Annotated in this window: 24 protein-coding genes, 1 pseudogene and 2 riboswitches; of the genes and pseudogenes, 17 read left to right on the top strand and 8 right to left on the bottom strand. The window is 44.0% G+C overall.

Going from position 1 to position 25,081, the window contains the following annotated elements:
* Positions 1–194 precede the first annotated feature (194 nt).
* From potA to cobB, 5 genes are all read left to right on the top strand, one after another.
* Entirely contained in the window at positions 195–1,325 is a 1,131-nt protein-coding gene (potA, locus tag CSW98_RS02080; protein WP_100798781.1) for a spermidine/putrescine ABC transporter ATP-binding protein PotA, read from the top strand.
* The gene (potB, locus tag CSW98_RS02075) at positions 1,322–2,182 is read left to right on the top strand and encodes a spermidine/putrescine ABC transporter permease PotB (protein ID WP_100798780.1); all 861 of its coding nucleotides are present in this window, start codon (positions 1,322–1,324) and stop codon (positions 2,180–2,182) included. The genes potA and potB overlap by 4 nt, the downstream gene beginning before the upstream one ends.
* Positions 2,179–2,964: a spermidine/putrescine ABC transporter permease PotC gene (potC, locus tag CSW98_RS02070; RefSeq protein WP_100798779.1), complete on the top strand. Its 786-nt coding sequence runs from the start codon at positions 2,179–2,181 to the stop codon at positions 2,962–2,964. The genes potB and potC overlap by 4 nt, the downstream gene beginning before the upstream one ends.
* A gap of 114 nt (positions 2,965–3,078) precedes the next feature.
* Entirely contained in the window at positions 3,079–4,119 is a 1,041-nt protein-coding gene (locus CSW98_RS02065; protein ID WP_100799146.1) for an extracellular solute-binding protein, read from the top strand.
* 155 nt (positions 4,120–4,274) lie between these two features.
* Positions 4,275–4,985, top strand: a complete 711-nt coding sequence (gene cobB / locus CSW98_RS02060) for a Sir2 family NAD+-dependent deacetylase (RefSeq protein ID WP_100798778.1) — start codon at positions 4,275–4,277, stop codon at positions 4,983–4,985.
* 90 nt (positions 4,986–5,075) lie between these two features.
* Here cobB and CSW98_RS02055 read toward each other — a convergent pair whose 3' ends face one another.
* The 3 genes from CSW98_RS02055 to CSW98_RS02045 form a co-directional block, all read right to left on the bottom strand.
* Positions 5,076–6,296: an ammonium transporter gene (locus CSW98_RS02055; RefSeq protein ID WP_100798777.1), complete on the bottom strand. Its 1,221-nt coding sequence runs from the start codon at positions 6,294–6,296 to the stop codon at positions 5,076–5,078.
* Between the two features lie 311 nt (positions 6,297–6,607).
* Positions 6,608–8,635: a sensor histidine kinase gene (locus tag CSW98_RS02050; protein WP_100798776.1), complete on the bottom strand. Its 2,028-nt coding sequence runs from the start codon at positions 8,633–8,635 to the stop codon at positions 6,608–6,610.
* Positions 8,635–10,080 carry a sigma-54-dependent transcriptional regulator gene (locus CSW98_RS02045; protein ID WP_100798775.1) on the bottom strand — a complete coding sequence of 482 codons (1,446 nt, stop codon included), beginning with the start codon at positions 10,078–10,080 and terminating at the stop codon, positions 8,635–8,637. Before CSW98_RS02045 ends, CSW98_RS02050 begins: the two co-directional genes overlap by 1 nt.
* A gap of 197 nt (positions 10,081–10,277) precedes the next feature.
* On the opposite strand from CSW98_RS02045, the gene mobA reads away from it, so the two are divergent.
* The 3 genes and pseudogenes from mobA (at position 10,278) to CSW98_RS02030 (ending at position 11,639) form a co-directional block, all read left to right on the top strand.
* Complete coding sequence (gene mobA, locus CSW98_RS02040; RefSeq protein ID WP_100798774.1) at positions 10,278–10,850, top strand: molybdenum cofactor guanylyltransferase MobA; 573 nt, start codon at positions 10,278–10,280, stop codon at positions 10,848–10,850.
* Positions 10,847–11,359, top strand: a pseudogene (gene mobB, locus CSW98_RS02035) (molybdopterin-guanine dinucleotide biosynthesis protein B); the annotation flags it as partial. The gene mobA and the pseudogene mobB, both read left to right, overlap by 4 nt.
* A gap of 13 nt (positions 11,360–11,372) precedes the next feature.
* Positions 11,373–11,639: a DUF2960 domain-containing protein gene (locus tag CSW98_RS02030; protein WP_100798772.1), complete on the top strand. Its 267-nt coding sequence runs from the start codon at positions 11,373–11,375 to the stop codon at positions 11,637–11,639.
* Positions 11,640–11,717: 78 nt separating this feature from the next.
* On the opposite strand, the gene nagK is transcribed toward CSW98_RS02030, so the two are convergent.
* The gene (gene nagK, locus CSW98_RS02025; RefSeq protein WP_100798771.1) at positions 11,718–12,632 is read right to left on the bottom strand and encodes an N-acetylglucosamine kinase; all 915 of its coding nucleotides are present in this window, start codon (positions 12,630–12,632) and stop codon (positions 11,718–11,720) included.
* Positions 12,633–12,845: 213 nt separating this feature from the next.
* Between nagK and CSW98_RS02020 the strand changes: the two genes are divergently transcribed.
* Entirely contained in the window at positions 12,846–13,199 is a 354-nt protein-coding gene (locus CSW98_RS02020; protein ID WP_100798770.1) for a DUF2750 domain-containing protein, read from the top strand.
* 59 nt (positions 13,200–13,258) lie between these two features.
* Here the strand turns inward: CSW98_RS02020 and queC are convergent, their stop codons facing one another.
* Positions 13,259–13,954: a 7-cyano-7-deazaguanine synthase QueC gene (queC, locus tag CSW98_RS02015; RefSeq protein ID WP_100798769.1), complete on the bottom strand. Its 696-nt coding sequence runs from the start codon at positions 13,952–13,954 to the stop codon at positions 13,259–13,261.
* 152 nt (positions 13,955–14,106) lie between these two features.
* Here queC and yidA point away from each other — a divergent pair, with 152 nt between their 5' ends.
* Complete coding sequence (gene yidA, locus CSW98_RS02010) at positions 14,107–14,916, top strand: sugar-phosphatase (protein ID WP_100798768.1); 810 nt, start codon at positions 14,107–14,109, stop codon at positions 14,914–14,916.
* A 46-nt stretch (positions 14,917–14,962) separates the two neighbouring features.
* Here the strand turns inward: yidA and CSW98_RS02005 are convergent, their stop codons facing one another.
* Entirely contained in the window at positions 14,963–15,448 is a 486-nt protein-coding gene (locus CSW98_RS02005; RefSeq protein ID WP_100798767.1) for a GNAT family N-acetyltransferase, read from the bottom strand.
* Between the two features lie 189 nt (positions 15,449–15,637).
* Between CSW98_RS02005 and CSW98_RS02000 the strand changes: the two genes are divergently transcribed.
* The 4 genes from CSW98_RS02000 to CSW98_RS01985 are packed head-to-tail and all read left to right on the top strand — an operon-like array spanning position 15,638 to position 20,363.
* Positions 15,638–17,089 (top strand): TolC family protein, encoded by a 1,452-nt coding sequence (locus tag CSW98_RS02000; RefSeq protein WP_100798766.1) that lies wholly within the window; start codon positions 15,638–15,640, stop codon positions 17,087–17,089.
* Positions 17,086–18,060 carry an HlyD family secretion protein gene (locus CSW98_RS01995; RefSeq protein ID WP_100798765.1) on the top strand — a complete coding sequence of 325 codons (975 nt, stop codon included), beginning with the start codon at positions 17,086–17,088 and terminating at the stop codon, positions 18,058–18,060. The genes CSW98_RS02000 and CSW98_RS01995 overlap by 4 nt, the downstream gene beginning before the upstream one ends.
* A gap of 4 nt (positions 18,061–18,064) precedes the next feature.
* Positions 18,065–19,222, top strand: a complete 1,158-nt coding sequence (locus CSW98_RS01990; RefSeq protein WP_100798764.1) for an ABC transporter permease — start codon at positions 18,065–18,067, stop codon at positions 19,220–19,222.
* Positions 19,209–20,363: an ABC transporter permease gene (locus CSW98_RS01985; protein WP_100798763.1), complete on the top strand. Its 1,155-nt coding sequence runs from the start codon at positions 19,209–19,211 to the stop codon at positions 20,361–20,363. The genes CSW98_RS01990 and CSW98_RS01985 overlap by 14 nt, the downstream gene beginning before the upstream one ends.
* A gap of 12 nt (positions 20,364–20,375) precedes the next feature.
* Here CSW98_RS01985 and CSW98_RS01980 read toward each other — a convergent pair whose 3' ends face one another.
* Both CSW98_RS01980 and CSW98_RS17605 read right to left on the bottom strand, forming a co-directional pair.
* A complete protein-coding gene (locus tag CSW98_RS01980) occupies positions 20,376–21,119 on the bottom strand; it encodes a chromosome partitioning protein ParA (RefSeq protein ID WP_232733461.1) in 744 nt (247 codons plus the stop codon).
* Between the two features lie 25 nt (positions 21,120–21,144).
* A complete protein-coding gene (locus tag CSW98_RS17605; protein ID WP_198517258.1) occupies positions 21,145–21,303 on the bottom strand; it encodes a hypothetical protein in 159 nt (52 codons plus the stop codon).
* A gap of 201 nt (positions 21,304–21,504) precedes the next feature.
* A riboswitch (glycine riboswitch) is annotated at positions 21,505–21,629 on the top strand.
* 2 nt (positions 21,630–21,631) lie between these two features.
* Positions 21,632–21,732, top strand: a riboswitch (glycine riboswitch).
* Between the two features lie 148 nt (positions 21,733–21,880).
* On the opposite strand from CSW98_RS17605, the gene CSW98_RS01975 reads away from it, so the two are divergent.
* The 3 genes from CSW98_RS01975 (at position 21,881) to CSW98_RS01965 (ending at position 25,069) form a co-directional block, all read left to right on the top strand.
* Complete coding sequence (locus CSW98_RS01975; RefSeq protein ID WP_100798762.1) at positions 21,881–23,260, top strand: alanine/glycine:cation symporter family protein; 1,380 nt, start codon at positions 21,881–21,883, stop codon at positions 23,258–23,260.
* 160 nt (positions 23,261–23,420) lie between these two features.
* The gene (locus CSW98_RS01970) at positions 23,421–23,741 is read left to right on the top strand and encodes an ArsR/SmtB family transcription factor (RefSeq protein ID WP_100798761.1); all 321 of its coding nucleotides are present in this window, start codon (positions 23,421–23,423) and stop codon (positions 23,739–23,741) included.
* Between the two features lie 26 nt (positions 23,742–23,767).
* Entirely contained in the window at positions 23,768–25,069 is a 1,302-nt protein-coding gene (locus tag CSW98_RS01965) for a permease (protein ID WP_100798760.1), read from the top strand.
* Positions 25,070–25,081: the final 12 nt, after the last annotated feature.

The following is a 25,081-nucleotide window of genomic DNA, read 5'->3' as shown; positions in this document are numbered from 1 at the left end:
GAGCCTGTCTTTCATAGCTGTGTGTAACGATGAAAACCGGCTGCTACAGTTAAATTGTTACACACTGTGGAAGGTTTTGCTGACCTTTATTTTTTATTCGCCTGAAATCAGCAATAAAAAGCTATCCAGAAGCTTTTCTTTCTGGTGAAATAGTGCAAATAACAATATGGTCATGGGCATGCGGGAAGCCTCGTATGTCCTCCGATGGTGGAGACAATCAGACATTGGAAAAGCAAGCATCAGAGATACCGGTTGTACAGATACAAGGGGTAACGAAAAGTTTTGATGGAAAAGAGATCATCAGTAACTTAAATCTGAACGTTAATCACGGTGAATTTCTCACTATTCTGGGCCCTTCTGGCTGTGGTAAGACAACTGTTTTGAGGATGATCGCAGGTTTTGAACAAGCCGATAAAGGTGCAATCGTTCTTGCTGGTGACAACGTCACCAATACTCCCCCAGAGCATCGTTCTGTAAATACCGTATTTCAGAGTTATGCTTTATTTCCACATATGACCGTCTTTGACAACGTCGCTTTTGGGCTGCGAATGCAGAATGTCCCCGTTTCTGATATCGAATCACGGGTACTTGATGCGTTGAAAATGGTTCGCCTGGAAGAAATGGCGCAGCGTAAGCCACAACAACTTTCAGGTGGGCAGCAGCAACGTGTTGCTATTGCCCGGGCTGTGGTGAATAAGCCAAAAGTTCTGCTGTTGGATGAGTCTCTTTCTGCCCTTGATTACAAACTCAGAAAACAGATGCAGATAGAGCTGAAACAGCTTCAGAGACAGTTGGGTATCACCTTTATTTTTGTTACTCATGATCAAGAAGAAGCTCTTTCTATGTCTGACCGTATTATTGTAATGCGGGACGGTGTGATTGAGCAGGATGGGTCACCAAAAGAAATTTATGAAGAGCCCAAAAACCTTTTTGTTGCCCGTTTTATTGGGGAAATCAATGTATTTGATGCCACTACCGTGAAACGGTTAGATGAAAAACGTATTTTAGTCATGATAGGTGATAGTGAAGCCGTCGTCTACTACGATACACCGGTTAATGTCGGAGATGAATTGCAGGTATTATTGCGTCCGGAAGATCTCAGAATTGAAGAGATCAAAGAGACTGAACAGAAAGGCATTGTCGGGCATGTAGTGGAAAGAACCTATAAGGGTATGACTCTGGATTCTGTTCTTGAACTTGAATGTGGTGACAGGATTATGGTCAGCGAATTCTTTAATGAAGATGATCCCGATGTTGATCACTCTCTGGGGCAGAAAGTCGCTGTGAGCTGGGTTGAAAGTTGGGAAGTGGTATTGAAAAAATGAGCAAAAAGATAAGCTTGCAGAATAGCATTATCAGCCTGATTGTTGGCTGGTTGATTGTGTTTGTATTTCTGCCGAATCTGATGATCATCGGAACCAGCTTTCTGACCAGAAGTGAATCTGACCTTATCGAACTCACCCTGACGCTGGAAAATTATTCCCGCCTGCTGGATCCGTTATATGCTCAGGTACTATGGCATTCTTTGTATATGGCGCTTATTGCAACCTTGCTGTGTCTGTTGATCGGCTATCCGTTTGCCTATATCGTTGCCAAAATGCCGGAGAAGTGGCGACCAGTGATGCTGTTTTTGGTTATAGTCCCTTTCTGGACAAACTCTCTGATCCGAACCTATGGATTAAAAATTGTTCTGGGCACAAGAGGCATTGTAAATAGTAGCCTGCTGGCTCTGGATATTATCGATAAGCCTCTCAGGATTATGTATACAGAAACGGCAGTTATGATCGGTCTGGTATATATTTTGTTGCCTTTTATGATCCTGCCACTCTATTCTGCAATTGAAAAACTGGATAAAACCTATATAGAAGCTGCCCGTGATCTGGGGGCCGGAAAGATACAAACTTTTATTAAAGTGATTTTTCCTTTGACGATGCCAGGTGTCATAGGTGGTTGTTTGCTGGTATTGCTTCCTGCTCTGGGAATGTTTTACGTTTCTGATTTACTTGGCGGAGCCAAGAATCTGCTGATCGGCAATGTTATTAAAAGTCAGGTTCTGAATGCCCGGGATTGGCCATTTGGTGCGGCAACCAGTATTGCGATGACGATATTGATGGCGATCATGCTTTATGCTTACTATCGGGCAGGAAAACTCCTGAATCGCAAAGCGGAGTTTGAATCATGAGAAGAGTTGTCAATTTTAGTTTCACCAGTATTGTTTATATTTTTCTCTACCTGCCGATTATCGTGCTGATAGCCAACTCATTTAATGCGAATAAGTTTGGTATGAAGTGGGATGGCTTTACTGCAAAGTGGTATAGCGAACTGGTCAACAATGATAGTCTGATGCAGGCGGCCTGGCACTCTCTGAATATTGCTGTGTTCTCTGCTACAGCAGCAACCCTGATCGGCAGTCTGGCAGCTGTAGCCCTGTTTCGTTACCGTTTTAAGGGGAAAGCTCTGGTAAACGGTTTACTGTTTGTGGTAATGATGTCACCGGACATCGTTATGGCTATCTCATTACTGGCGCTGTTTTTGGTATTAGGTGCCGGGTTAGGTTTTTTCACTCTGTTTGTCTCTCATATTACTTTCTGTCTACCTTTTGTTGTGGTTACGGTATACAGCCGATTAAACGGATTTGATGTTAAGATGCTGGAGGCTGCCAAAGATCTGGGGGCCAGTGAATGGATTATTCTGCGGAGAATTATTTTTCCCCTGGCTAAGCCGGCGGTTGCTGCCGGATGGCTATTGAGTTTTACTCTTTCACTGGATGACGTCATTATCAGTTCGTTTGTAACCGGTCCGACCTATGAAATTTTACCTTTGAAAATATACTCAATGGTTAAGGTCGGTATATCGCCGGAAGTCAACGCTCTGGCAACTATTATGCTGGGAATCTCCCTTGTTCTTGTTGTTTTGTCTCAGTGGCTCACTCGAGAGAAAATTCATGCACAGGCAGCCAAATAATATTGCATTGAAAAATGTACCGAAGTAACCTCAGAATATATCGGATTCAGTTGAGCTCAGAAGAATATAGTTATCAACAGGATATAGTTATTAATCGTCTTAGTGGAAATTATGATGAAAAAATGGACTAAGGTTCTCTCTTGTGCCTTATGCACTACTGCCCTCTCAACATCTGCTCTTGCGGCAGATGAAGAACTTTATTTCTACAATTGGTCAGAATATATTCCAAATTCAATTCTGGAAGAATTCACCAGTGAGACAGGTATCAAGGTTATCTACTCGACTTACGAGTCGAACGAAACCATGTATGCCAAGCTGAAAACACAGGGTGAAGGTTATGATCTTGTGGTCCCTTCTACTTATTTTGTATCCAAAATGCGCAAAGAAGGTATGCTGCAGGAGATCGAAAAAACAAAACTGAATCATTTTAAAGATTTAGACCCCAACTATCTGAATAAATCTTTTGATCCGGATAACCGTTACTCTATTCCTTATATATGGGGTGCAACCGGTATTGGGATTAATTCTGATATGCTGGATTCAGGTTCAGTGAAAAGCTGGAACGACTTCTGGGATACGAAGTGGGAAGGTCAACTGATGATGATGGACGATGCCCGGGAATTTTTCCACATTGCTCTGGTTCGTCTTGGCTATTCAACCAATACGACGGATCCGGATGAAATCAAAGCGGCTTATGAAGAACTGAAGAAGCTGATGCCGAATGTACTCGTCTTCAATTCAGATTTTCCGGCCAATCCATATCTGGCAGGTGAAACTTCTCTTGGCATGCTTTGGAATGGTTCTGCCTATATGGCTCGTACTGAAGGTGCCAATATCGAGATTATCTGGCCTGAAAAAGGAACTATTTTCTGGATGGACAGCCTGGCAATTCCATCTGGAGCGGTTAATACCGATGCCGCACATAAGATGATTGATTTCCTGCTACGTCCAGAAAATGCAGCTAAAATTGCCGTTGAGATTGGTTATCCGACACCGGTAAAGTCAGCTTATCCGCTGCTGCCAAAAGAATTTGCTGACGATCCTTCGGTTTTTCCGCCACAGGACGTGATGGATTCCGGCTTCTGGCAAGATGAGGTGGGTGAAGCCGCTACCCTTTATGAAGAATACTTCCAGAAACTGAAAGTCAGTCACTAACGAAGCATTAATCACAGAACTAAAAGGAGATGGCCTCTGTCGGGAGTGTCATCTTTTTTTTACCTTGATATTATTAATCTGTTTTTACTGAACAAGCACCTTTGAGTTACAGTGTCAGATGTGAGGTATATACCCTCTCATAGAGGAAGAACAAAATGCATTTTCCATACAGAAATATTGTTATTTTAACCGGTGCCGGAATTTCGGCAGAATCAGGAATCCAGACTTTTCGTGCGCATGATGGTTTGTGGGAAAATCACCGTATTGAAGATGTTGCTACACCTGAAGGATTTTCCTCCAATCCGGATCTGGTTCAGGACTTTTATAATCAACGCAGAAGAGCACTTCAGGACGAATCTATAAAGCCGAATGCTGCGCATATAGCTCTAGGGAAGCTGGAACAAAATTTTGAAGGAAACGTTACCGTCATTACCCAGAACATTGATAACCTGCACGAACTCGGCGGAAGCAAACAGGTTATTCATATGCATGGTGAGTTGCTGAAAGCTCGCTGTTGCAGATCTGGTCAGGTTGTGGAACAGACAGTAGATCTTTGCACCGGCGATTTGTGTACATGCTGTCAGGTACCTGCACAAATGCGGCCACACATCGTCTGGTTTGGAGAAATGCCCCTGAGAATGGATGACATTTATGCTGTGATAGAACAGGCTGATCTCTTTATTTCTATTGGTACATCCGGGGTTGTTTATCCGGCGGCAGGCCTTGTGCATAATGCAAAGTTTTATGGAGCACATACGATTGAAATTAATCTTGAGCCCAGTGCTGTAGAAAGTGAATTTGCAGAAAAACGCTATGGTAAAGCAAGTATCGAAGTGCCTAAATTAGTCAGTGAATTATTAGAATAACTTGTCCTTATTTTTAAAAAGAAGAAGGCAGACAAATATGTCTGCCTTCTTCTCTGAATCAGAGCGTAAAACTATTTTTCATCAGAAAAACTACTCTTCGTTAACCGAGCTGATTTTGTGGATTGCCAGATCTGCACCATTAAACTCATCCTCTTCTGACAATCTTAGCCCGGTTACTTTATTCAGTGTTCCATACACGATAGCAGCCCCGGATAGTGCAATGACAATACCCAGCACAGTGCCAAGCAGCTGAACGGTAAAACTTATCCCGCCCAGACCTCCGAAAGTGGTTTGACCAAAAATACCGGCGGCAATCCCCCCCCACGCTCCACATACACCATGCAGAGGCCAAACACCCAGAACATCATCAATTTTGGTTTTATTTTGCAGCAATGTGAACAGCCATACAAAACCGGCTCCAGCAATTGCACCGGTTACCAAAGCACCAAGAGGATGCATAAGGTCAGAGCCTGCACAAACAGCCACCAGCCCGGCCAGCGGGCCATTATGGATAAAGCCCGGGTCATTTTTACCGGCAATCAGAGAGGCAAGTATACCACCGACCATTGCCATCAGAGAATTCATGGCAACTAGTCCACTAATACCATTCAGTGTCTGGGCAGACATTACGTTAAAGCCAAACCACCCTACGCATAAAATCCAGGCACCGAGAGCCAGAAACGGGATGTTTGACGGAGCAAAGTTAGTATGTTTTCCTGCACGGATACGCCCTTTGCGCATACCAAGAAATGTAACGGCAATCAGAGCAATCCACCCACCAACGGCATGTACGACGACTGATCCGGCAAAATCATGGAACCCGGCACCAAATGTCGCGGTAAACCACGCCTGAATACCAAAGTTTCCATTCCATATGATCCCTTCGAAAAAAGGATATACGAAACCGACGGTAAACATTGTTGCCAGGAGAATTGGATAAAATCGGGCTCTTTCTGCAATACCACCGGAGACAATGGCTGGGATAGCTGCTGCAAACGTCAACAGAAAGAAGAATTTAACCAGTTCATAGCCATTACCTGCTGACAGCGTTTCTGCACTTGAAAAAAAGTTGGCATCGTAAGCGACCCAGTAACCAATAAAAAAGTAGGCAACTGCAGAAACACCAAAATCGGCAAGGATTTTTACCAAGGCATTCACTTGATTCTTCTTTCGCACCGTACCTACTTCAAGGAAAGCAAAACCGGCATGCATAAGGAAAACCATGATAGCTCCCAGTAGAAGAAACAGGGTGTCAGAACTTTGTGTCAGCGTCTGCACGGCACTATGGACTTGACTGATACTATTGCTCATTCTCGATACTACTCCGCTATTTTTGAGTATGTCTGAACCATCTTTAGGGGCGCGCTCATTTTTTGTGCACCACGATTCATAGTTGAACCAAAATGGTTACTTATTTATTTTTCCTCCAGATAGCAAATAGCGTTCCATAAAATAAAATCAAAGAGAAAAAACCAAGATATTGATATAAGATATTGTTTTGTATCTTCTTTATGTTTCACTTTCAGTGTAATTTCCAGAACAGTTATTGTCTGTTACGCTTTGGTGATGCACCAAAATGAGGATTTATTGCACCAGAGTGAAACACGAGAAGTGCACCAAAACTAACTGAATTGAGCATTTGTGTGTAGGTGCAGGCTGAAACAGGTTCCTTTTTCACTTGCGGAACTGACCCGCATCTCTCCGCCGATACGATGCAGCAAACCTTGTGAAACCGACAGACCGAGTCCTGTTCCCTCTGGCTTAGTTGTATAAAAAGGATCAAATAATTTTGAAAGATCCTCCTCTTTGATTCCACATCCTTCATCCTGAATGTGAATAATGCTTCCTTTCAGTTCTGAATTTTCATACCAGTTTTCTGTCCGGACAGTAATGGTTCCTCTTTCAGCCATGGATTGTACGGCATTAACCAATAAGTTTATTAATACCTGCAGCAACTGGTTACGGCTGCATTCGATAAACTCGGTCGCGGTATATTCTGTGTAGAAAGTAACATCCTTTCGCTTGGAGCCGGTTTTTACCAGTGTAATACTCTCCACCACAATGCTGTTAATATCCTGCCGGATAAATAATTCTTTGTCTGCTCCACTCCTGCTGTATTGTAATAGGCTCTGAGTAATGTTCCTGATCCGCTTAATTTGCTCAAAAATGACGACAAGTTCTTCCTCAATATCTTGAGTTCTATCCCCTAACTCCATCTGAATTAACTCAACATTACCGAGAATAACTGCGACAGGATTGTTTATTTCATGCGCGATGCCGGCGGTCAATTGACCGAGAGCAGCAAGTTTTTCACTGACGATCAGCTTGTCTCTGGTTTGATTCAGTAGCTTTATGTGGTGTTCCAGTTGGATTGTTTTATCGTGTAAGCTGGCTGTCCGTTCCGAGACTTTAGTCTCTAATTCAGCTGTCGCCTGTTTTATCTGCTGGTTACGAAAGGCAAGCAGATCTAACATTTGGTCGAATTGTTTTGCCAAATTAGCCAGTTCATGTTCGGGAACAAGTGCCAGATCGCCGATCCTTTTATCCTGGCCCTGCTGGATTGCCTGTACGACAGAGGAAATTTTCTCTATCGGATGAAATAGATCCCGAGTTCCGAAATGCACGATATAAGCACTGAGCAGTAATACGGATATGATCATCAGGGCAATTTCACCCAGATTGATAAGATATGCTTCAAGTAAAGGCCAGATTTGATGCCCTACATACAGCATTCCAATAATAGAGTCATTCAGATCCCGTAGTGGTTTATATCCGGAAGCGTACCAGGTGTTATGTACGTATGCCCGGTCAAGATAGAAATCACCATCCTCTAGTACGGTTTGTCTGACTATCGGTGACACCCGGGTGCCGACTGCTCGGCTTTCTGGATTATAGTCATCAATCAGAATATTGGTACTTATTCGTAAATCATTAAGGAAAATTGTCACAGCGCCTGTTTTTGTTGAATAAGAGCCGATCTCCGGATAAACCTGATCTCTGATATCATCGACAATCTGCTGGTTATTATTCAGTAAAAGGATGCTGTCGAGATACCCCTGTAAGGTTCCGTCTTCTGCATAAACCGGATATAACGCCCGGCTAACTAATGCCCTGGTTTCCTGAGAACCTGACTGATGAATAGGGACAATTGCCTGACTGACGGCTGATTCACACCAATCCTGAAGTTCTGAGCTTTCCAGTACCTGATAGAATACACGTGCCGTAGGATGGGTTAAAAATGCGGCTTCAGTACGGTTGACTGATTGCCAGCGCAGACAATCAAAGATGTGCTGATGTTTTTGCAGTGAAGGGAACTCATGGTCTTGTAACCAGATGTTAAGTTCTTTTTCTCCGGAAGAATGCAGCAGTTCCTGACGAAATAGATACGATTCACCAATCATATACAGGTTTTCCACCTGCATATTCTGCCGATTCTGAAACTGGTTCTCTGCTGTTTTCAAACGTTCAGCAACGTCATTCAGAGTATCTTGCCAGGTATAATGCGTTGCCCAGTATATGGTGATCATCACCAGAGCCAGCATAGTGATGAAAACCGGCATTGAAGTAAGAAACAGGAGACGATAGCGAACCTTAGTCTGTATTTTACAGACAATTCTCCGGATCCCGCCGGAAGTACAGTATTCACCCATTAGTTACGATCCTGACATTCCCACTCTTTGTATTTTCTGTCCAGCGTTTTTCTGGATACTCCTAATTCTTTCGCCGCTGCTGCTTTATTCCCGTCGCAGAATTTTACAACCTGTTTTATATGGGCTTTTTCTACTTCTTTCAGCGTCCAGTCGGTTGGATATCCCATATGATTATTATTGAAGTCTGAGATCGCTGTAGAGACCGCACCATGTGACAATGTCACAGATATCCGGCTGTCTGAGCGGGAACTTTCGAAGTTCAGCTCTCTCCAGTACTTTGCTACCGGTTTACCGATAAGGATACACCTTTCCAATAAGTTCTTGAGCTCTCTGACATTTCCCGGCCACTCATACTGATGCATGGTCAGGATATCTTCTTCACTCCACTCCAGTAATGGCATACTCAGCTCATCGGCCAGTTTTTTATTAAAGTACGGAACAAGGTCGATTAAATCGGTTTTTCTTTCTCTCAACGGAGGAACCTGTATGGCTAATACATTCAAGCGATAAAACAGATCTTCCCTGAATCGCCCTTCCTGTATTACTTGCTTGATATTTTTGTTCGTTGCCGCAACGACACGGATATCCACATTGACCAACCTGTTTGAACCTACGGGACGAATCTTCCGCTCTTCCAGAACCCGGAGCAGCGCAGACTGAACACTCAGTGGCATTTCACTGATTTCATCCAGAAATAGGGTTCCTCCGTCAGCAATCTGAAACAATCCTTCCCTTGCTTCTGCTTCGATATTGTTGGTAACGGAATCGAATTCACCGAATAACTCACTTTCCAGTAAAGATTCAGACATTGAGCCACAGTTAACGGGAACGAACGGGCCACTTCTGCCACTAGCGTCATGTAAGCCTCTGGCGATAAGTTCTTTACCTGTCCCGGATTCTCCCTGAATCAGAACTGATGCTTTTGAGGGGGCAAATTGCGCAATTGTCCGGACAATTTGTCGGGTCTTTTCTGAACCGCCAATAATTGTACTATCAATATGTCGTTTGACATCACGTTGTAGTGCAACTTTCAGCCGGCTCTCAATTCGTTTATCCAGACATTGCTGAACGGCTTTCAGCATCTGCTCCAGATTAAACGGTTTCAGAATAAAATCGGCAGCACCGAGCTTCAGGGCTTTGACAGCTGTATCCAGATCAGCATATCCGGTCATAAAAATCACATCGGTAATGTGCTCCCGGCATTCGAATACCTCATGCCAGTCTGTACCGGATCGATCAGGCAGATTGATATCCAGAACAACCAGATCGTAGTGTCTTTGTTTACGTAGCTTCTCTGCTTCCTCTATGCTTCCGGCACAGTCAACTTTAGAGAACGTTTTACTCAACGCTTTAAATAAAATCTGTTGCATCCCTGGTTCATCATCAACGATAAGGATTGAAACACTCTGGTAGCGGTTGGTGGGTTTGCCTGAAAAATGATTCATTCTAATATTTCAACAACATGAAATGCTTGCCTTTAATGGAAACAGAGTAGCCTATTTCGGTTATAAGAACTATGTCACGTAGGTAGAAATAAGGTGTTTTATGTATCTTTTTCACTTTACACGATGAAAATTCAATCTTATCTTCCCGGACACGTTATAGTGTCAGGCAGGAACCTGATGATTAAGGATACATAAGTATGATCAGTTGGGTAATACTAGCTGGCGGACAAGCCTCTCGTATGGGAGGAAAAGACAAAGGACTACTGATATACAAGACCCGTCCTCTGATAGAGCATTCCCTGAAGCCATTCACACAGCAGCAGTTTCCTGTGTTTATCAATGCAAACCGGAATTTCGGGTTTTATTCAGATTATGCTCCGGTTATCAGAGACTTAATCCCCGGATTTTACGGACCGTTGGCAGGTATCCATGCTGGTCTGAGCCAGCTTGAGACGGAATGGGTTGGCTTTATTCCCTGTGACAGTCCATATATTTCAGAAGACTTTGTCAGCAGGATGAGCGCAGAAATACATAAGCCAGCTGATATTCTGGTGGCCTATGATGGCAATATCGTACAGCCTGTATTCAGTCTGTGGAACAGACGGATACTGCCGCAACTGGAATCTTTTCTACAAAATGGAGATCGGAAGATGAAGTTATTTCTGTTACAGTGCGACACCAGATACATTGATTTCTCTGACTCACCATCATTATTTATCAATCTGAATACTCCTGATGAGTTAAGTAATAACGAAGCAGACCAGTTATGATGCCATTTGATCTTCCTGTTCTTGGATTTGCTGCTTACAGTGGCACCGGAAAAACCACTTTGCTTGAAGCCCTGCTCCCCCAACTGAAAAAACAGGGGATACGGGTCGCCATATTAAAACATGCCCATCATGATTTTGATGTAGATACCCCGGGAAAAGACAGTTATCGGCTGCGCAAAGCGGGTGCAGAGCAAGTGTTGCTGGCCTCCGGGCAGCGTCATGTTCTGATGACAGAAACACCAGAAAAAGAGTCCGGTTTTGAGTACCTGTTAAGCCGTTTTGATTGTACAAAACTGGATATTATTTTGGTGGAAGGATGCAAAAATCTCTCTTTTCCCAAGTTAGAATTACACAGAAAAGCAACCGGGAAGCCCTGGCTCTATCCGGATGACCGCAGTATTATCGCTATCGCCTCTGATGGTCAGGTTGAGACGTCTCTGCAGCAGATGAACATCAATGATGTTCCTGCTATTTGTCAATTTGTAATTGATTTTGTTCACACATTTAACCGTAAGTAAGTATATGGCACGCACAATTATTTATATCTATAAACAGCAAGAAAAGACACTTCCTTTTTCCTATGAAAAACACCGAACTATTCACGAAGCAGTGGCGGAAGCTGAGGGCATAGATCTTTCCGAATTTCTGAAAATGGAGCAACAGATAGAAGCTGTATCAGATACAAAAGCGGTCCGCGATTACCGGGACAATTACTTCAAAAAATTAGGTTTCGGGAAAATAACGTTGGCACAAAAAGAGAACCGGGGTGTAGGGAAGAAGAAAAACTGACTTTCCGAAGAGACCTTCATGTTAAAAATTCAGCCACCCTGAATCCTTAGTAAGTAAAAAGAGTGGCTGAACGAATGGTTATTTTATATTCAGGAATGCCGCGCCGCGAACACCGCCCGAATCACCGTGTTTTGCTTTCATAATCTTCGGACATTTTGCAACAGAAAGCAGATACTTAGGCAGGCGTTTCGGTAACTCTTCATAGATCAGATCATAGTTGGACAACCCGCCACCAAGTACAACAACATGTGGATCAATGGCTGTGAAAATACTGGCAAAACAGATGGCCAGTAATTCCATAAAGCGCTCTACATGTTCTACTGCTTTAGGTTCACCTTCAGCCTGTGCCTGAATAATATCAATGGCTTTTTTCTTCTCCGCATAATAATGCTCATATAGCTGTTCAAAACCACGACCAGACAGATAATTGTCCAGACATCCTTTTTTATCACATCCGCAATCAAACAGAGGAGCCTTTCCACTGTCTCCCAGATGGAACCAGGCATCAATAGGCAAACGCATATGCCCTACCTCACCAGCTACGTGGTTACAGCCTGAAAATATTTTACCTTTAAATACAAGTCCGCCACCAAATCCGGTACCCAGAATCAATCCTGCAACCGATTCCTCCCCCTGCAACTCATCGTCCCAGGCTTCTGACAAAGCAAAACAGTTCGCGTCGTTTTCAATACGAACTTCACGGCCAACAACTGCCTCGAGATCCTTGCGCAGCAATTTGCCTTTTGCCGCTTCAATATTTACGGTTAGAACCGCACCGGTTTCGGCATCTTCCATACCGGGCAGACCAATTCCTATTTTTCCCTCAACTCCCAGCTCAGTATCATATTTTTTGATTAATCCCGCTAATGTATCAATCAGCTTCTGGTAATCATCACCCGGAGTTGGCACTCGTTCTGTCGCTACTCTTTCCAGTTTTTCATTAAATGCACCAAATTCGATTTTAGTGCCGCCAACATCAAAGCCGTAATACATATTATCTCTCCTGAAAAAGCTCCAATCCCGGAGCAAAAAAAACAATCTGGTGCATTATCCATATCTCTCAGCCTGCATTCCGTGACCAATGACGAATTTATTCTGCATTTATATCGAAGTGACATTTGTATAAAAACAAAAAATAAATAAACAGATAACTGCCTGATTTCCTGCTACCATTCAGGCATTGAAACCATGCGCAGGAATATAATCATGAGCAATTTAACATCCGATGCACAAGCTAATCTGGAGTTGTTTGTTACCGAAACAAAGAAAAACCAGCTGGTTTGGGGGCTACGCAACGAAGAAGACGGCTGGCTGGCCTGTGACTCTGCTGAATTTGAAGAGACAGAGGTCATGCCATTCTGGTCGTCCAGAGAAGATGCAGAAGTACATAATGTGGAAGAGTGGGAAGATTTTGATGTTGTTGAAATACCATTGGATATCTTTGTCGAGGACTGGATGATTACGTTGAATGAAGATGGCGTACTTATCGGAACAAACTGGAATGCGGATCTGGAAGGAAAAGAAGTCGAACCTTCAGAACTAGCAAAAATGTACCTGTAATTCTTCTATCAATCAGTGCTGAACAATAACCGGGCATGGAAGCCCGGCAGAATCGGGCATTATTTATATTTTGTCTGCTTACTCTCAAGCGATGCCGTTACCTCATCTTTACTATTCAGATAGGCATCCAGTCCGGCTTTGCGTAGGCTGCAGGACGGACAATCTCCACACCCATCACCAACAACACCGTTATAACATGTTAACGTTTCATTGCGGACAAGTTCCAGTGCGTCATTTTTATCAGCCAGAGCCCAGGTTTCTGCTTTGTTCAGCCACATCAGGGGCGTTTCTATCGCTAGTTGCCGATCCATACCTTTGACCAAAGCAGTATTCATAGCTTTAATAAATTCATTCCGACAATCTGGATATCCGGAAAAATCGGTTTCGCATACACCGGTAATGATAACATCTGCACCAATCTGATAAGCATAAATACCAGCTAGTGTCAGGAACAGGATATTTCGTCCGGGAACAAAAGAATTTGGTAATCCGTTATCCTGTAACTCATGGGATACGGGTATATCATCCCGGGTCAGTGAACTGACTGCCAGCTCATTCAGCAAACCGACATCCAATATTTTATGTGCGGTAACCCCCAATTTTTGGGTTAGTTTCTGAGCAATCTCAATTTCCAGTTTATGCCTCTGACCATAATCAAACGTAATAGCATGAACTTCATCGTATTGCTTTAGTGCCTGAACAAGGCAGGTTGTTGAGTCCTGTCCTCCACTGAATACTACAACCGCTTTTTTCATCGGATTACCCTATATAAAATCAATATCGGCCAGACCATAAAGGAGTCCGTGCAGAATAGCAATATGTATCCGGAGAAGTTTTTGCTCAGGATTCTTTTATCTTCCTGTGTTATTCTCAGCGGATTATTGCAGACAACACATCAGGTATTTCTATGTATAAACTTGTTGCACTGGATATGGACGGCACATTGCTGAACAGCCAGAAAATGATATCGCAGCGAAATAGAGAGGCTATCGCAAAAGCTCGTGCTCTTGGCGTTACGGTTGTTCTTGCCTCTGGGCGCCCTGTCGAAGGTATGATGGCTCAGGTTAGAGAACTGAATATGACTTCTGAAAATGATTTTGTACTCAGCTACAATGCGTCGTTGGTGCAGCGGGTATCTGATGGTGAGGTGATCCGCAGCCAGATCCTTACCGGTAAAGAGAATAAACAGCTGGCTGCTTTAAGCCAGAAACTGGGCGTTAATATTCATGCATTCAGTCAGAAATATGGCCTGATCACACCTAAAAACAGTAAATACACGCAACATGAAGCCGATATTAACGGCCTTGAAGTCACTACTATGGACTTTTTTGAACTGGATGATGATCACCAGATAATTAAAACCATGCTGATCGATGAACCTGAACTGCTGGACAAGGCTATCTCCGCTTTCCCAGAGGCGCTCTATGACCAGTTTACTATTGTACGCAGCTCCCCTTTTTTCCTGGAATTTTTGAATAAAAACAGTAATAAAGGTGCCGGAGTTAAAATGGTTGCTGACTATCTGGGTCTGACTCCGGATCAGGTTATCTGTATGGGGGATGCTGAAAATGATCACCATATGCTTGAGTATGCCGGTCTTGGTATTGCGATGGGGAATGCCATGGAACAGACGAAGGCAATAGCCGATTATGTGACTGACTCAAATGATGATCATGGTGTTGCTACTGCGATTGAAAAATTTATTCTTAACGCGTAAGTCTGTCCCGGCAAATACTGGTACAGGTTATCCGTACCAGTATCTGTTAATCGTCCACCTTTATGGCCTTCCGCATCCAGTGAATATGCGGATTAAACCCAACCTTGTTATAGAATCCTATAGCGTCCTGATTGAAATCCCACACTTCAACAAAAATCTGCTGTACTGCATAATCGTCAAAAGTCTGTTCCAGTTTCCGGAATAAATTTTCGCCAACGCCGGTATGACGCTTTTCAGGCAGCACATACAGCTCATCAATACTACCCATTTCAACGGGTCTGCTCACAGTGGAAATCAGTTCACAAAAATGGCCACTGATGAATCCAACAACTCTGTTTCCTTCTACGGCGACGAACACAACACACTCGGGCAGATCCAGATAACGGGCAATACTTTTTTCCTGTTCGATATCTTCTGCTGTTTTGAAATGTTCAGGGCATGACTGATGATGAAAATCATGCAGAGCAAACATCATATCATTCAGTTGTTCCAGATCACCGATAACAGCACTGCGAATTTTAATATTATTCATGTAATTACTGAGCTTTCATAACCTACATTTATCACGGATCTATTTATTTTATCTGTTCTTAGCCTGCTTCGGTATCGTTCTGAGCAAAATCCTCTTTATCCAGATAACATAATTATGTTATTTCTCATGCATTAGACTAAAATAGAGCATATACTCTATTTCAGATACTTACACAGATACAGTTTTAGTATGATTAGAAATTCTCAGGTATTGACTGTTCTCTCCCTTGGCTTTTTTCTTTTCACTTTACCCATTCAGGGAAAAGAAATGCACTTTAATGAGGCATGGAAAGTACTGCAGGAAAAAAACAGCTCACTTGCTTCTCAGAGGGCGAATGTTGAACGCTACCGGTTGCTGGAAAAATCCAAAGATGCGTTAAATTATCCATCGATTTCCCTCGGTGCAACTTATACCCGGCTGGATGATGACGTTACCCTGTCTGCCGATGATCTGATAAATAGCCTTGACAGTACAACGAAAGCTGCAATACCGGGTCTTATCAGCTCACTGGGGTCAACAAGTCTGGCGTCGTTGGTTTCCAGCCTCAGTGCATTACCTGCGGTTTCCACAATTGCAGACAAAGATATGGTGAACTCCTCGGTTCGGGCTATCTGGCCGATTTTTACCGGCGGCCGGATTACTGCAGCACAAAAAATTGCTCAAGGTCAAACAGAGGAAGCTGAATCGCTGCTGGAGATGGAAACTCAGGCACAATATGAGGATTTGGCTAAGTATTATTTCAGCGTTGTACTGGCCAAAAACGTTCTGGAGACCCGATTGTCCGTGGAACGCGGACTGATCCAGCATAAAGAATTTGCCGTTAAACTGGAACAGCAGGGGCAGATAGCCAAAGTTGAGAGACTGCAGGCTGAAGCTTCGTTGATGAAAGCGGTTGTTGACCGGAAAAAAGCTCAGCGGGATCTGGCTATCGTTACTTCGGCTTTGACCAAGATCTTAAATCAGCCGGAGAGCATAACACCACAGACCCATCTGTTTATTAATCACAGTCTGCCACCTTTATCTGCTTTTTCCGAGCAGACTCTGGCAACCTATCCCGGATTAAAATTACTGGCTGCAAAAGATAAACAAAGCCGCAATCTGTTAGAAGCTGAATTGGGTAATTATTATCCGGAAGTCTATCTGTACGGAAACTATAACCTTTATGAAGAAGATAATCTGGCCAGCAAACTGGTGCCAGACTGGATGGTTGGTATTGGGGTGAATATTAATCTTATCGATACCCATGGCCGTTCAGAAAACACGGCAGCGGCCAGAAGTGCCATTATGCAGGTGGAGCATGCCCGCCGACAGGCCATTAGTGATTTGACGGTGTTGGTTGAAAAAACCTATTCTGAAGCAGAACAGGCTATTGAAGAAGCTGAAGGATTGGACACGAGTCTGATGTTGGCACAAGAGAACCTGAAATTACGAAGAACTGCGTTCTCTCAGGGGTTGTCAACCTCGCTTGATGTCGTTGATGCAGAACTGTATCTGGCTGGTATCAAAACACAACAACAGGTCGCCCGGTTTAATTATTTAATTGCACTGAACCGGCTTCTGGCTCTTAGTAATGAAATGGATACATTTGTGCACTATGAATATATATCTGAACCCTCAGTTGCTCCGGAGAATCCGTTATGAAAATAGTTAAGCCTGCTATTATTGCGGTTAGCGTTCTTTCCGTTGCCGGCTGGATAGGATACAGCTTTTATCTGGCACATCAGCCTAAACCAATCCGGATACAGGGGCAAATAGAAGCGCAGCAGTACAGTATTTCGTCTAAAGTTGCCGGGCGTATCGATAAAGTTATGGTACAAAAAGGGGATCAGGTAGAGAAAGGAGATCTGATCTTTACTCTCTACAGCCCTGAAATCGATGCGAAGCTGGCACAGGCTCTGGCTGGAAAAGCGGCGGCAGGTGCGCTGGCTCAGGAAGCAGAGAACGGGGCCAGAGAACAACAGAAAAAGGCGGCTGAAGATCAGTGGAAAAAAGCTCAGACTGCCGCCCTGCTTGCAGAAAAAACCTATCGCAGGGTAGACAACCTGTATAAGGAAGGTGTGATTGCTGAGCAAAAGCGTGATGAAGCCCTGACTCAATGGCAAGCAGCCAGGTATACTGAAAGTGCTGCTTACCAGATGTATCAGATGACACAGGAAGGGGCGCGTTCAGAAACCATTCAGGCTGCCAGTGAAAAAGCACGTATGGCTGAAGGTGCTGTTGCTGAGATCGAAGCCTATGCAGCAGATACCCGTATAAAGAGCTGGTTTAATGGTGAAGTGTCTCAGGTGTTACTGAATAGCGGCGAACTGGCACCACAGGGTTTTCCCGTCGTTACTGTGATTGATACACAGGACTGCTGGGCAATATTCAATGTTCGGGAAGATTGGCTGAAATATTTCCGTAAAGGCGATACATTTTCGGCTTATCTGCCTGCGTTAGATAAAGAAGTTTTGTTTGAAGTCAGTCATATCGCCGTTATGGGGGATTTTGCCACTTGGCGTTCTACTGATGCATCACAGGGCTTTGATTTGAGAACCTTCGAAGTCGAAGCCAGACCGGTTGAGTCATCGGATGAATTCCGGACCGGAATGAGTGTTGCTGTAGAGCTGTAATCATATGCAGAATATAAAACCCAATCAGTGGCATGTTCTGGCTAATGATAAATGGCTGTTATCTTCACTGACCTGGTTGCCTGTGCTTCTGGGCTTTATACTTTGGTGGATTTTCTCTCAAGGGTTGATCCGGGATTTGCCTGTCGGTATTGTTGATCTGGAAAAAAGCCCTCTTTCGCAAACACTGGTCCGGGAACTTGATGCGACTTCAGTAATGCAGGCAGACCGGTATTATGTCTCTGTTCCCGAGGCTAAAACTGCGTTGGTAGCTGGTGAAATATATGCTTATGTAGTGATTCCCCGGCATTTTGAACGGGATGTGTATCTTAATACTCCACCCCGTATTTCCGTTTTTTATAACAGTCAGTACATCTTAATCGGTAAGCTGATTAACAGTGCTGTCAATCTGGCTGCCGGCACGTTCAGTGCTCAGGCAGGAATACAGAAACAACTGTCAAAAGGAAAAATGTCTATACTGAGTGCTCAGGGTAAAACGGTGACTGTCCGTAATCAGATCACCCCCTTATTTAACCTGAATTCTAACTATGCTCAGTTTCTGGTCTCAGCCATTATCCCCGCATTGTGGCAAATATTTATTGTAGTGACGACTATATTGTTTTTAAGCGCCAATGACCGGATTTATGGATTAGTGGCCATGTTTGGTGCCCGGCCGGTTCGGCGGCTCATTTCACTTTGTGCATGTTATCTGCCTGTATATCTGTTACTGGGATATATTTTCTTACTCTGGTTCTCTCTTGGTTTAAAATGGCCATTAGCAGGAAGTCTGTTGCCTTTACTGTATGCACAGTTTTTAACAGCGATCGCAGCTATGATTATGGGGTGCTTATTCTTCTTTCTGACATGGGATCCCGCCCGTGCAATGAGTTTTTCAGCGGTTTTTACCGCGCCAAGTTTTGCCTTTATGGGGGTAACTTTTCCGGCAACAGATATGCCCTTTCTTGCTCAGGTATGGCGGAGTTTCCTGCCAGTCAGCTATTATATTGAGGCGCAAATTGAACAATTTAGTTACGGTGTCGCGCCATGGCAAACTATCCTTCGATTTACCCCTCCGATACTGGGATATCTTCTGCCTTTTTTCCTAATGGTGTTACTGATCAGAAAACATCTTAAATATCAGGAGATTCAACATGAGTCTGACTGATTTGGCAAAAAAAGAACTACTGGCCATCTTCCGCAATCCGGTGATTTTGCTTACTGTATTTGGTGGCGTCATTTTTTACTCGTTCCTGTATCCGTTGCCTTATATCCATCAGGTGCCGACAGAGCAGGAAATTACTCTGGTTAATCTGGATAACAGTGCACTCAGCCGTCAGTTAGAGCGAATGGTCAATGCGACACCACAGGTAAAGATCATTAAACATGCTTACACGGTTGAGCAGGCGAAGCAGCAGTTTCTTAACCGGGAAGTTCGGGGCATTCTGGTCATACCCGAACACTTTTATCGTGACCTGTTACTGGGGAAAAGTCCGGTGCTTGCCTATGCGGGAGATGCCTCTTATTTTCTGGTCTACGGCACGATTGTTCAGGGACTTGCACAGGCTGGTGCTACCTTAGGAGCCAAAGCTAAGGTATTGCGTTTACTGATGGAGGGGGAACCACTAGCCTCTGCTCAGGAACAGTACTCTCAGATCCAGGTTAATATGAAGCCGGTGTTTAACCCTGTGCTCGGCTATGTTGATTATGTTATTCCGGGGGTATTTATCCTGATCCTACAGCAGACTCTGGCTATGGGAGCCGGTCTGATGGGCGGAACAGAGAAGTACGGGAACGGATACTGGAAAAAAGTTTGTCCCGTAAAACTGTTGAGCATAAGGATAGGATTACTGGTTTGTATCTATTACCTTTTGGCCATGTTTTACTTTGGTTTCAGCTTTGATTTCTACCAGATTAATCAGTTGGCTGACAGTTTTCTAATCCTGCGGTTACTGGCTCCGTTTTTTATCAGCAGTGCCTGTATCGGGGTCTGGCTGGGAGCCTTGTTACCCAGAAGGGAACTTGTCACTTTTGTCGTGTTAATCAGTTCAATGCCCTTAATATTCAGTGCTGGCTTTATCTGGCCCCTGGAAGCCATACCTGAGCCCGTAATCTGGCTGAGTTGCCTGTTTCCCAGTACACCGGCTATTCAGAGCATGATGGCGGTTAACCAGATGGGAGCAGAGTTTTCCCAAATACTCCCTCAGTGGACACTATTGTGGGGACAGGTTATTGGTTGGGGGAGCGTTGCCTGCTACTCGTACCGCCGGCAGCAACAATCCCCCATCAGTCAGGCCGTGAAATATTAACGGTTCCAAAATCTATAAGCCAATTTCTCCGGCAATTTGCTGGATTTGACGAAGATCCAGCTTATGGACTTCTATCATCTGATCAATCTGACTCAGTCTTGAATTGGCCTCATCATGCTTGTCACAAGAGTCTTCTGCCACATCCCAGTCATTACCTTCAAGATAGGCATCACAGTCTTTTTGGTATTGTTGCACTTGTGGCTCTAGTGCTTCCCGCTCCTGCTGCAGTTTTTCCAGTTCCTGTTTGATCTTCAGTTCCCGTTGAAACAATTCTCTGGAACGTTCAAAAACCATTTCCTGCATCTCTGTTTTCTGTAGTAACTGAGCATTTTCTTCCTGTTCTTGCTTTATGGAATCCTGCTGTACTTTGATTCTGGTTTCCAGCTCAATATTCACCTTCTCCAGTTCAGTTACTATTTTCTGCGAAGCAAGAAGTTGTGCATCAAATTCTTTTTTCAGTATACTGACTTCTGATTCCAGTTGTTCGGTCACACGTTTATCCACGATAGCATCAATATCTATCGAAGTTGCAGGTTCTTTCTGCTTGTCAGCAGAAGAAATCACCGCTTCAGTCTTTTGTTGCTGTTTTTCCTGTAACTGGTGATAAGCGGTTTCCCAACGGCTCTGGGTGACAATTGACCCAGCAAGCCCTCCGATAGCAAGGCCAAAGACCGCTGCAACTATAATATACAGATAAGTCCGTTTGTCCCGTTCTTCAATAACAACAACGTTATCCTGACCATTCAGATCTTTCACTCAATACAACTCCACGTTATCCGGCTCAGCGTATTAATTCGCTAATCACTATGATGATGGTATATAACATAATCCCTGTGATCAGTGCGATGATAACACCGGTTTGAATTTTTTCATTAGTCCGGTAACGGAATAACAACACCGCCAGTGCTATTAATACACCAATGGCAAATAATCGGGTCATCTTATTTTGCTCCATATAGCAGGGCTTATTGCCTAATTATATATAATTTCACTTTTTTTTCCGTGTTTACCTGCCATTCCCTTCTCCTTGCGCTGATTATTTGTTCAATTAGTACATTCTTTGCTGACAGGCGCTCATTTTTTTTGTAGGATGCGCGCTACAGAATACCTGTGATACTTATCTATACAGGTATTTGTTCCGGTGAAGACTGCAGGAGAGAGACATCTGCCCTTCGTTTTGCTTAAAACGTATGACATTTGTCCGCCGAAGAAGTAAATCTTTCAGGTGTCGGTGCCTAATGGCCAGACAAGGACTGTAGTTGGAGGAACCTCTGGAGAGAGCTGAAATATCAGAACGATATAAACCAGCCGCCGAAGGAGCAACTTTGATCGTCAGATCGGAGGAAACTCTCAGGCAAAAGGACAGAGGAGTGGAAAGTAATTAACTATGTGTTTTGGGTAACTGATAATGTGTTTTCTCACATCTGTTCAGTGACCCTTATTCTTACTGTTGTGTGATTGTTTGATCACGCCCCTTTCCCTCTTCTCCTTAACGTATTTATTTTTAAGGGGAAATCATGAATAACTTCCAATCTTTTTTACAAACTGTTGATAGTCTGGTCTGGGGACCTCCGCTGTTGATCTTATTGGTCGGTACCGGTGTTTATTTCACTTTTCGTCTCGGACTTCTGCAATTCCGCCATCTTCCTACAGCTCTGAAGTTAGTGTTCAGTAAAAGTAGCACCAACAGTTCTCAGGGTGATGTTTCCAGTTTTGCTGCACTGTGCACTGCACTGTCGGCAACCATAGGTACTGGTAATATCGTTGGTGTTGCGACAGCAATTAAACTGGGTGGTCCCGGCGCATTGTTCTGGATGTGGCTGGCAGCGGTATTTGGTATGGCAACTAAATATGCAGAATGCCTGCTGGCGGTAAAATACAGAAAAACAGATGACAAAGGCCAAATGGTTGGCGGCCCAATGTTCTATCTTCAATACGGTGTCGGTTCTAAGGTTCTTGCAACTCTGTTCGCTGTATTTGCTCTGGGTGTTGCCTGCTTTGGTATCGGTACATTTCCTCAGGTTAACGCCATTCTTGATGCTTCTGAATTGTCATTCGGGCTATCCCGTGGTGTGGCTGCTGCTTTTCTGACTCTGCTGGTTGCTTTTGTGACTATAGGTGGTATCCGTTCTATTGCAAACGTTGCGGGTAAAGTAGTTCCAGCAATGGCCGTATTCTATGTGCTGGCCTGTCTGAGCGTGCTGGTTGCCAATGCAGATCAACTGGTGGACGCTGTCGTGCTGGTCATCACTTCTGCCTTTACACAAACCGCAGCAACTGGCGGCTTCCTCGGGGCAACCATTATGGTTGCAATTCAGTCCGGTGTCGCCCGGGGAGTGTTTTCTAATGAGTCGGGTTTGGGCAGTGCGCCAATGGCGGCGGCAGCGGCAAAAACAGATTCTTGTGTGCGTCAGGGACTGATCTCTATGACGGGGACCTTCTTTGATACTATTATCATCTGTACTATGACCGGCCTTGCTTTGATTCTTACTGGTGCATGGCAGAGTGATTTCGCCGGAGCAGAGATGACTACACATGCCTTTGCTGTTGGTCTGAGCTCTGAAACTATCGGTCCGATGCTGGTATCTATTGGCCTGATGTTTTTTGCCTTTACCACTATTTTGGGCTGGAACTACTATGGTGAACGCTGCGTAGTATTCCTGATGGGAACGAAAGCCGTATTACCATACAAAATCATTTTTTTGGCACTGGTTGCATCCGGGGCATTTCTGAAACTGGATATGATCTGGCTGATTGCCGATATTGTTAACGGTCTGATGGCAATACCTAACCTGATCGGTCTGATTATGCTGCGCAATGTCGTTGCAGAAGAGACCAAACAGTTCTTTAGCCAAATGGCTTCACTGAAGAAATACGATACGGTTACTGAAAGCTAAGCACTGACCCGTATTCAGGTTAAATACATACCCGCTTCGGCGGGTTTTTTATTTACCGGTCTGGCGTAATCAACACAAAATACAGAAAAGATGTTGATTTATTGTTAATACTTGGCTATTTTGCCATATATGCAAATAATAAATGCTATGAACGGAAAATATGAACGAAAAAGATAAACGATTATACGAAGCAAAAGCCAGAGTGCTTAAGGCTCTGGCCCACCCTACCCGCCTTTGGATGGCTGAACAGCTGGTCGATGGCGAGCGTTGTGTCTGTGAATTTGTTGAACGTATTGATGCCGATTTCTCTACTATTTCCAAACATCTTTCTGTCTTAAAACAAGCCGGAATTATTGATAGCGACAAACGAGGTAAACAAGTTTTTTACCGGTTAAAAGTTCCCTGCCTTCTTCAGTCTATGCGTTGCATAGAAACCATTATTAGCTCTCATGCAACAGAACAGACTGCTTTAGTCGGCTAACTTAATCACAGGTACGGAGAAGAGGTATGAACTGGAAATCTGAATGGAAAATACTGACGGTTATTACTGGTATATTTCTTATATTTTTCTATCTGCCTGTCGGAACTGAGCGTTTTGATAATGCTGTGATGGAAGCGCTGTATCTGACTAAGTGGTATGCCCAGGAACATGTACTGCTCTGTTTAATTCCTGCATTTTTTATTGCGGGTGCGATCGCTGTTTTTGTCAGTCAGGCATCTGTTATGAAGTATCTTGGTGCCAAGGCCAATAAGATACTGGCTTATGGTGTTGCTTCTGTCTCGGGCTCTATTCTTGCCGTTTGTTCCTGTACGGTTCTTCCGCTGTTTACCGGCATTTACCGCATGGGGGCAGGACTGGGACCCGCAACAACATTTCTCTACTCGGGACCGGCAATCAACGTACTGGCCATTATCCTGACAGCTCGGATTCTTGGCAGTGAGCTGGGTATTGCCCGAGCCATCGGAGCGATTGTTTTCAGTGTCATTATTGGTGTGTTGATGCATTTTATTTTTATCAAAGAAGAGAACCAAAAAGCAGCAGCACAGATGGTTTTACCGGAAGAAGACGTAAAACGTTCACTCTGGCAAAACGGCCTCTATTTTTCCTCTATGATTGGTATTCTGGTTTTTGCTAACTGGGGAAAGCCGGCTGAAATTACGGGTATCTGGGCGACCATCTACCATTTTAAATGGGTCGTCACCTCACTTTTTGCATTTACTCTGAGTATCATTCTGGTGCGCTGGTTCAATATGGCATGGTGGAAAGTTACTCTGACAGGTATTGCTGTTGTCATGTTGGCACTGGTTTTTCCAGCACAACCTTTACTCGCTTTCTCTGCCGGGATAATTGGTCTCTCTGTCTTTACCAGTACTGACAAAGGTGAAGCGTCAGAGTGGTTTTCATCTTCATGGGCATTCGCTAAACAGATTATGCCCTTATTATTATTCGGTGTTTTGATTGCCGGAGCATTGCTGGGACGAGTCGGGCATGAAGGTCTTATTCCCTCTGAGTGGGTTTCGCAGGCTGTTGGCGGAAACTCCTTATCGGCTAATTTCTTTGCTTCTTTTGCCGGTGCCTTTATGTATTTCGCTACACTGACAGAAGTGCCAATCCTGCAAGGGCTGATTGGAAATGGTATGGGAAAAGGTCCTGCACTGGCTCTGCTTTTGTCCGGGCCAGCATTAAGTCTGCCGAATATGCTGGTTATCCATAGCGTACTCGGAAGCCGTAAAACCATTGTATTTATCAGTCTGGTCGTCGTAATGGCAACCATTAGTGGAATAATATTCGGGGCCTTTTTTGGTTAAAACACACTATTC

This window comes from Vibrio sp. HA2012, from assembly GCF_002812955.1.
GTDB lineage: Bacteria > Pseudomonadota > Gammaproteobacteria > Enterobacterales > Vibrionaceae > Vibrio.
This window is presented reverse-complemented; position numbering and strand designations above follow the sequence as displayed.

Excerpts from the sequence above, each read along its gene's own strand:
- yidA (WP_100798768.1), top strand. The coding sequence starts at position 14,107 with ATGTATAAACTTGTTGCACTGGATATGGACGGCACATTGCTGAACAGC.
- CSW98_RS01965 (WP_100798760.1), top strand. The coding sequence starts at position 23,768 with ATGAACTGGAAATCTGAATGGAAAATACTGACGGTTATTACTGGTATA.
- potB (WP_100798780.1), top strand. The coding sequence starts at position 1,322 with ATGAGCAAAAAGATAAGCTTGCAGAATAGCATTATCAGCCTGATTGTT.
- CSW98_RS01970 (WP_100798761.1), top strand. The coding sequence starts at position 23,421 with ATGAACGAAAAAGATAAACGATTATACGAAGCAAAAGCCAGAGTGCTT.
- CSW98_RS01995 (WP_100798765.1), top strand. The coding sequence starts at position 17,086 with ATGAAAATAGTTAAGCCTGCTATTATTGCGGTTAGCGTTCTTTCCGTT.
- CSW98_RS01975 (WP_100798762.1), top strand. The coding sequence starts at position 21,881 with ATGAATAACTTCCAATCTTTTTTACAAACTGTTGATAGTCTGGTCTGG.
- CSW98_RS01990 (WP_100798764.1), top strand. The coding sequence starts at position 18,065 with ATGCAGAATATAAAACCCAATCAGTGGCATGTTCTGGCTAATGATAAA.
- CSW98_RS02000 (WP_100798766.1), top strand. The coding sequence starts at position 15,638 with ATGATTAGAAATTCTCAGGTATTGACTGTTCTCTCCCTTGGCTTTTTT.
- cobB (WP_100798778.1), top strand. The coding sequence starts at position 4,275 with ATGCATTTTCCATACAGAAATATTGTTATTTTAACCGGTGCCGGAATT.
- nagK (WP_100798771.1), bottom strand. The coding sequence starts at position 12,632 with ATGTATTACGGCTTTGATGTTGGCGGCACTAAAATCGAATTTGGTGCA.
- CSW98_RS17605 (WP_198517258.1), bottom strand. The coding sequence starts at position 21,303 with ATGACCCGATTATTTGCCATTGGTGTATTAATAGCACTGGCGGTGTTG.
- mobA (WP_100798774.1), top strand. The coding sequence starts at position 10,278 with ATGATCAGTTGGGTAATACTAGCTGGCGGACAAGCCTCTCGTATGGGA.
- potA (WP_100798781.1), top strand. The coding sequence starts at position 195 with ATGTCCTCCGATGGTGGAGACAATCAGACATTGGAAAAGCAAGCATCA.
- CSW98_RS02030 (WP_100798772.1), top strand. The coding sequence starts at position 11,373 with ATGGCACGCACAATTATTTATATCTATAAACAGCAAGAAAAGACACTT.
- CSW98_RS02045 (WP_100798775.1), bottom strand. The coding sequence starts at position 10,080 with ATGAATCATTTTTCAGGCAAACCCACCAACCGCTACCAGAGTGTTTCA.
- CSW98_RS02055 (WP_100798777.1), bottom strand. The coding sequence starts at position 6,296 with ATGAGCAATAGTATCAGTCAAGTCCATAGTGCCGTGCAGACGCTGACA.
- CSW98_RS01985 (WP_100798763.1), top strand. The coding sequence starts at position 19,209 with ATGAGTCTGACTGATTTGGCAAAAAAAGAACTACTGGCCATCTTCCGC.
- CSW98_RS02065 (WP_100799146.1), top strand. The coding sequence starts at position 3,079 with ATGAAAAAATGGACTAAGGTTCTCTCTTGTGCCTTATGCACTACTGCC.
- potC (WP_100798779.1), top strand. The coding sequence starts at position 2,179 with ATGAGAAGAGTTGTCAATTTTAGTTTCACCAGTATTGTTTATATTTTT.
- queC (WP_100798769.1), bottom strand. The coding sequence starts at position 13,954 with ATGAAAAAAGCGGTTGTAGTATTCAGTGGAGGACAGGACTCAACAACC.
- CSW98_RS02005 (WP_100798767.1), bottom strand. The coding sequence starts at position 15,448 with ATGAATAATATTAAAATTCGCAGTGCTGTTATCGGTGATCTGGAACAA.
- CSW98_RS02050 (WP_100798776.1), bottom strand. The coding sequence starts at position 8,635 with ATGGGTGAATACTGTACTTCCGGCGGGATCCGGAGAATTGTCTGTAAA.
- CSW98_RS02020 (WP_100798770.1), top strand. The coding sequence starts at position 12,846 with ATGAGCAATTTAACATCCGATGCACAAGCTAATCTGGAGTTGTTTGTT.